The sequence below is a fragment of the Arthrobacter sp. GCM10027362 genome (assembly GCF_042679445.1).
GTDB lineage: Bacteria > Actinomycetota > Actinomycetes > Actinomycetales > Micrococcaceae > Crystallibacter.
The window spans coordinates 21,366-27,393 of record NZ_JBHTML010000037.1 but is presented as its reverse complement, the minus strand read 5'-3'; the positions used below and the strand labels follow the sequence as shown (position 1 = coordinate 27,393).

At 67.6% G+C, this 6,028-nt stretch carries 6 protein-coding genes; 2 read left to right on the top strand and 4 right to left on the bottom strand.

Features of this window, described 5'->3' with window-relative positions:
• The coding region (gene mmsA / locus ACFQ36_RS08120; protein WP_377012416.1) for a CoA-acylating methylmalonate-semialdehyde dehydrogenase at positions 1 to 1,037 on the bottom strand (1,037 nt) is incomplete at its 3' end.
• Positions 1,038 to 1,659: 622 nt separating this feature from the next.
• Between mmsA and ACFQ36_RS08115 the strand changes: the two genes are divergently transcribed.
• Both ACFQ36_RS08115 and ACFQ36_RS08110 read left to right on the top strand, forming a co-directional pair.
• Positions 1,660 to 2,724 carry a glutathione S-transferase family protein gene (locus ACFQ36_RS08115; RefSeq protein ID WP_377012414.1) on the top strand — a complete coding sequence of 355 codons (1,065 nt, stop codon included), beginning with the start codon at positions 1,660 to 1,662 and terminating at the stop codon, positions 2,722 to 2,724.
• Positions 2,725 to 2,744: 20 nt separating this feature from the next.
• Positions 2,745 to 3,500, top strand: a complete 756-nt coding sequence (locus ACFQ36_RS08110) for a gamma-glutamyl-gamma-aminobutyrate hydrolase family protein (RefSeq protein WP_377012412.1) — start codon at positions 2,745 to 2,747, stop codon at positions 3,498 to 3,500.
• A gap of 21 nt (positions 3,501 to 3,521) precedes the next feature.
• On the opposite strand, the gene ACFQ36_RS08105 is transcribed toward ACFQ36_RS08110, so the two are convergent.
• The 3 genes from ACFQ36_RS08105 to ACFQ36_RS08095 form a co-directional block, all read right to left on the bottom strand.
• Positions 3,522 to 4,292 carry a PKD domain-containing protein gene (locus ACFQ36_RS08105; RefSeq protein WP_377012410.1) on the bottom strand — a complete coding sequence of 257 codons (771 nt, stop codon included), beginning with the start codon at positions 4,290 to 4,292 and terminating at the stop codon, positions 3,522 to 3,524.
• 135 nt (positions 4,293 to 4,427) lie between these two features.
• Positions 4,428 to 5,072, bottom strand: coding sequence for a DUF6318 family protein (locus ACFQ36_RS08100; protein ID WP_377012408.1), 645 nt, complete (start codon positions 5,070 to 5,072; stop codon positions 4,428 to 4,430).
• 90 nt (positions 5,073 to 5,162) lie between these two features.
• On the bottom strand, positions 5,163 to 5,927 hold the full coding sequence (locus ACFQ36_RS08095; protein ID WP_377012405.1) for a TipAS antibiotic-recognition domain-containing protein: 765 nt from the start codon (positions 5,925 to 5,927) through the stop codon (positions 5,163 to 5,165).
• Positions 5,928 to 6,028: the final 101 nt, after the last annotated feature.

Sequence of the window (6,028 nt, the reverse complement as noted above, 5' to 3'; positions counted from 1 at the left end):
GCGCCGGCGGCTTCGCCGGCGTCGATGTAGCCGGCGACCTTGTCGCGGTGCGCGGCGGTGACCAGCGGGCCCATGTCGGTGCCGCGGGTGCCGTCGCCGACCCGCAGGGTGCGGGTGCGTTCGGCGATCTTGGCCACCAGCTCGTCGGCGATGGATTCGACGGCGACGACGGCGGAGATGGCCATGCAGCGCTCCCCGGCCGAGCCGAAGCCGGCGTTCACGGCGGCGTCGGCGGCCAGGTCCAGGTCCGCGTCCGGCAGCACGATCATGTGGTTCTTGGCCCCGCCCAAGGCCTGGACGCGCTTGCCGGCGGCGGTGCCGTGTTCGTACACGTAGCGGGCCACCGGGGTGGAGCCGACGAAGGAGACGGCCTTGACGTCCGGATGCTCCAGCAGCGTGTCCACGGCCTCCTTGTCCCCGTGGACCACGTTGAAGACCCCGTCCGGCAGGCCCGCTTCCGTCCACAGCTCGGCCATCCAGTTCGCCGCGGACGGGTCCTTCTCGCTGGGCTTGAGGATCACCGTGTTGCCGGCGGCAATGGCAATGGAGAAGAACCACATCGGCACCATGGCCGGGAAGTTGAACGGGCTGATGACGGCGACGGGACCGAGCGGCTGGCGGACCGAATGGATGTCCACCTTGGTGGAGGCGTTCTCGGTGTAGCCGCCCTTGAGCAGGTACGGGATGCCGCAGGCGAACTCGACCACTTCCAGCCCGCGGGCGACCTCGCCGAGCGCGTCGGAAAGCACCTTGCCGTGTTCGGCCGTGATGATCGCGGCCAGTTCGCCCTTGCGCGCGTTCAGCAGCTCGCGGTAGGCGAAGAGCACCTGGGTGCGCCGGGCCAACGAGGTATCCCGCCAAGCCGGGAAGGCCGCCTTGGCGGTGGCAACGGCGTCATTGACGACGGCGGCGTCGGCCATGGCCACCTGCGCGGAGACCTTGCCGGTGGCGGGGTTGGTGACGTCCTGCAGGCGGCTGCGGGCGCCTTCCAAAGGAGAGGTATAGGCGCCGTTGATCCAGTGCTGGATGGTCTGCATCGAAGCTCCTTGCTCGGTTGGTGTTGCTCGTTTGGTGTTGCTCGTTTGGTGGGGTTGCCACTATCCTCACGCAGCCATGCCCGCACCGGAACTGGCATGCTGTAATCAAAAACTCCTCTACGCTTACATTACGTAAATCTTGACCGTGGAGAGCGCCCTCGCCCTGCCCGTGCTGCAGGCCGGGGCGCCGGAAATCCTCGCCAAGGCGGGACCGGCTGCACAACCCCGTCCGGTGGGTGCACGTGGGCGAGCTGGCCAGCCTGGCCGGCCTGCTGGACGGCGGCCGCCTCGGGCCCATGCCCCGGGTCGAAGACCGGGCGGCTAACGGCGGTGCCCATGCTGTCGAAGACCCGCGCGGCGGGAACCTGCGCCCCACTCCTGTGCGCTGTCCAGTGCCGACTGCAGAGAGGTAGTGGGGCGGCGGCCAGCACGGCCGGGATGTCTTCGCAGTACAGGCTGCGCCGGTACAGCTGCTGCGAGGACCGGGTGGACGGGGCCGCCGGGGTATAGGCTGGCATGGCTCAACCTTCCGCAGGACACCTGGGCACAGGCTAAGGAAATTTTCAGCCGGGCGTGTGGATCCGCCCATGCCCGCATCGGCGGCAGCGGCTAGGCTGGAACCATGAGCCAAGCGACCAGCACCGAGCACAGCACCAAGGGTGCGTATGTCCACACCGGCGAGGAATTCAACCGCGACACCAACTATATTGAGGACCGGATCCTGCGCGGCGGCGACAACCCGCAGGAGGGCCGCTGGCCGGTGGAGCCGGGCCGGTACCGGCTGATCGCCGCCCGGGCCTGCCCCTGGGCCAACCGCACAATCATCGTGCGCCGGCTGCTGGGCCTGGAGGACGTGATCTCGCTGGGGACGCCCGGCCCCACGCATGACGCGCGCAGCTGGACCTTCGACCTGGACGAGGGCGGCAAGGACCCGGTGCTGGGCATCGAGCGGCTGCAGCAGGCCTACTTCACGCGGTTCCCCAACTACCCCCGCGGCATCACTGTGCCGGCCATCGTGGACATCCCCTCCGGCGCCGTCGTCACGAACGACTACGCTCAGATCACCTTGGACTTTTCCACTGAGTGGACCGAATGCCACCGCGACGGCGCCCCGGACCTCTACCCGGAGCATCTGCGCGAGGAGATGGCCCCGGTGATGAAGCGCATCTTCACCGAGGTCAACAACGGCGTCTACCGCTGCGGCTTCGCCGGCAGCCAGGACGCGTACAACCAGGCCTACGACCGGCTCTGGACCGCGCTGGACTGGCTGGAAGAGCGCCTGTCCACCCGGCGCTACCTGGTGGGGGAGACCATCACCGAGGCGGACGTGCGGCTGTTCACGACCCTGGTCCGCTTCGACCCGGTCTACCACGGGCACTTCAAGTGCAACCGCAGCAAGCTCACCGAGATGCCGGCGCTGTGGGGCTATGCCCGGGACCTGTTCCAGACCCCCGGCTTCGGGGACACCGTGGATTTCGTGCAGATCAAGCAGCACTATTACATCGTGCACGAGGACGTGAACCCCACGCAGATCGTGCCGCAGGGTCCGGACCTGACCAACTGGCTGCTGCCGCACGGCCGCGAATCGTTCGGCGGCAGCCCGTTCGGCAACGGCACCGCGCCCGGGCCGGTGCGCGACGACGAGCAGGTGGCGGCAGGCCACAATCCGCTGTATCCCGCCAACTAACCCGAACCCAGGAGCCGCAGATGGACCAGCCCGACCACCAACGGCCGCGCATCGCACTCAGCTTTGCGCGCACCGCCGCCAGCCACCCGCCGCACTTCACCGCCAAACTGGCCAAGCTGGCGGCCAGCGCCGCCGCCGGCGTCGAAGCCGCCGGCGGCGACGCCGTCGTGATCGATTCGGCTTCCGGGCAGGTGTTCAGCGCCGAGGATTACGACGGCGTGCTGATCCTGGGCGGCGGAGACGTGGACCCGGCACGCTACGGCGGTGATGACGCCGAGCCCACCATCCACGGTGTGGACACCCGGGCGGACGAGACCGAGATCGACCTCGTGGTGGGCGCCTACGAGCTGGGCAAGCCGGTGTTAGGTATCTGCCGCGGCCTGCAGCTGATCAACGTCGCCTTCGCCGGCAGCCTGGTCGAGGATCTGGGTAAGGACTCGGTGCACCGGATCCACCAGGAGAACGCTCCGATGGCCGCGCACACTGTCAGCGTCGAACCGGGTTCCGTGCTGGCCGACGCGCTCGGCACCGGGCCGGTGCCGGTCCAGTCCGGACATCACCAGGCCGTGCGCCGGCTGGGGGACGGCCTGCGCCCGGTGGCTTGGGCCGGCGACGGCGTGGTGGAGGCCCTCGAGCCGGCCCGGCCCGGCGGGGGCTGGCTCTTAGCGGTGCAGTGGCATCCCGAGGCCGAAGGATCGCCTCAAGGCCAGCTGGCGGCGCTGCTGGAGCCGTTTGTCGCAGCCTGCCGGGAGGGGGCGGCTGTGCGGCCGCGCTGATTCCGGCCTGCATCGGACTTTTCAGCAGGCGGTGCCGTTCGGGTTTTCCAAGCAGTTGTCCGCGTAGTTGTTGACCTTGGACCGCCACACGCTGATGGCCGCGGGCGGGGCAGTGAACGAGCCGGTGCCCGGGATCGGCACGGCCGGGCCGCCGTTGACGCTGTAGGTGCCTTTGAAAGTGGTGGTCAGTGTGACCCGGAAATCCCCGGTGTCCTTGTACACGTGGCTGGTCGCCGTCTGCTCGCCCCAGCGGTCCTGCGGCAGCGGACCACCCGGCGCCACGACCGGTCCAAGGCTGGATCCGTCCCCGTAGTTCCAGGTGTAGTCGATGGGCGTGGCCACGACTGCCACGTCCTGGCCCAGGATCCGGACGGCGAAGCGCTGCTCCGCGGCGTCGGCATAGACGTTGGTGTGGGCGCCGACCAGGGTGTGCGGCGCCGGCTGAATCGTTGTGGAACCGGCATCGACGGGTAGCGACCTGAAGTCCGACTCAATCCGGGCAGCGATTTTTTCCAGGATGTTCTCGGGCTTGGCCGCGTAAATGCAGGTTAGGCCGCCCACGGCCTCGGTCCACGCCGCGCTGCCGAGGTCCAGCAGGCCCCTGTACCACTGTACGAGCTGGCCGTCTTCGCCGTCGTGGCAGATGTCGTTCTTGACCCGGCAGGCCACATCAACGAATCCCTCGTGGTCCGTGCAGACCAGTTCAAACCGGTAGCCGAAGGGGTCGAGAGCCGCACCCACGGGGACTACGGTCCAGTACCCGCTGGCTGGATCCTGGTTCCACGCGCCCACGGCGGCACCGTGCGATCCCCACTTACCGTCAACTGTACTGACGGCAGAAGCCGGGACAGATCCCAGGCCGGCTCCCAAGATGGCCGCACCTTGCACAGCACAGATAAACATCCATCGTCGACGGCCCCGCATATTTCAGCCCATGCCCTCGACATTGTTGGCTCGCCATCCGCCGCCAATAAATTCAGCGTTCATGACGTCAATGATGGCCAGGTCTTCTCTGGCGCGTTCTATCAAAGTCCCGTCCGCTGTATAGGACTCCATTTCCTGCTGCTCAACTTGAGAGACGATCTGGTAAGTTCCGTCCGCAGCCGGCTCGAACCGCTCGATGACAGATCCAACTACGGACAGCCGGCCGCCAACAAGCCATTTCCCATCGCTATGCCCTTCTTGAATAACGGGCTTGATCCGCTGGCACCCCTTGCAGCCGTCACCGCTGCTGGCCATCAGCGGACCCATGTCCCCGGTTTCAAACGCGAAGCTGAGCGTCTCATACCAGTACCTGACGAACGCCTTCAGCCCCTTCTGCGACTTCTCCTTCGCCGCCAGGGGCATCTTCGGCACCGGCACGTTCTCGGCCGGCCCCTCGGCAGAAGCGGGTTTGTATGCCGCCGTCGGACTCGGCACGGCAGTGGTGGCTGGAGCCGTTGGCGAGACAACCGGAGCCGGTGTGTCGGCGCCTTCGGCGCTGCCGCTGCAAGCGGCGAGTCCCATGGCACAGACCGCCACGATGGCTGCGGATATTCGGGCGCGCGCGGACGTAACGGTCAAACGGCTCACCTGGACCCCCATGTACTGGTTGGCTGCTGACTCCTTGTGCGAGCAGTGTAAGCAGACCGCGGAGGCCAAGACGAGGATTATCCACAGATTTCAGGCCAGATGACGGTCGGCGTAGACCTGCATGGCATCCCGCACGAACCGGGCCCCGTCTTCGCCGCCGTAGTTGGCCCCGAAGCGCGGATCCGCCACATACATCTCGGCCAGTCCGGTGAAGTAACCGTAGGGAACCTCCTGGCCGCCGTTGGCGCTGGCGAGCCAGTCGAACTGCCGCCGGGCCAGCTCCTGGGCTGCGTCGCTGTCCGGCGCGGTCCCGGATCCGGCGGCGGCGATCCACTCCAGCTGCAGCGCCTTGCTGCGTTCCAGCCAGGCCTGCCGTTCGTCTTTACTGAGGCCCCGCCACCACGCGTCGCCCTTGGCGTAGGCTTCCTTGCCCCAGCGCTGCTCCACCTCGTCCTTGTACTGTGTGTGGTCGAAGCCGTCGAACATTTCCTCAGGCATGTGCTCCCCGCCCCTTTCTGCGGTATCAATGGTTTTGCGCACGGCGGCGATCCGGCGTTCCAGCCGGCTGCGCTCGCCGAGCAGGACCTCCAGGTGGCCGCGCAGGGCGGCCACGGGGTCGGTGCGGCCCTGCAGCACCTTGCCAATCTCATCCAGCCCCAGGCCCAGGTCGCGCAGCAGCAGGATGCGCTGCAGCCGCAGCAGGCACGCGCCGTCGTAATATCGGTAGCCGTTGCGGCCCGTCCGGCTGGGCTGCAGCAGCCCGAGCGACTGGTAATGCCGCAGTGTGCGGCTGGTGGTGCCCGCAGCCCGGGCGATGTCTTGGATGGACCATTCCCGGTTCCCGGAAATCCTCATGACTGCCACTATGAGGGTTGACGTAACGGCAAGGTCAAGCCGGAGCCGTGCGGGACCCGTGCGCGAAGCGCGAAGCGTATGGGGAAGCAGGAAACGCTGCC

Coding starts and splice junctions, on each gene's coding strand:
- ACFQ36_RS08095 (WP_377012405.1), bottom strand. CDS start 5,927: ATGAGGATTTCCGGGAACCGGGAATGGTCCATCCAAGACATCGCCCGG.
- ACFQ36_RS08110 (WP_377012412.1), top strand. CDS start 2,745: ATGGACCAGCCCGACCACCAACGGCCGCGCATCGCACTCAGCTTTGCG.
- ACFQ36_RS08115 (WP_377012414.1), top strand. CDS start 1,660: ATGAGCCAAGCGACCAGCACCGAGCACAGCACCAAGGGTGCGTATGTC.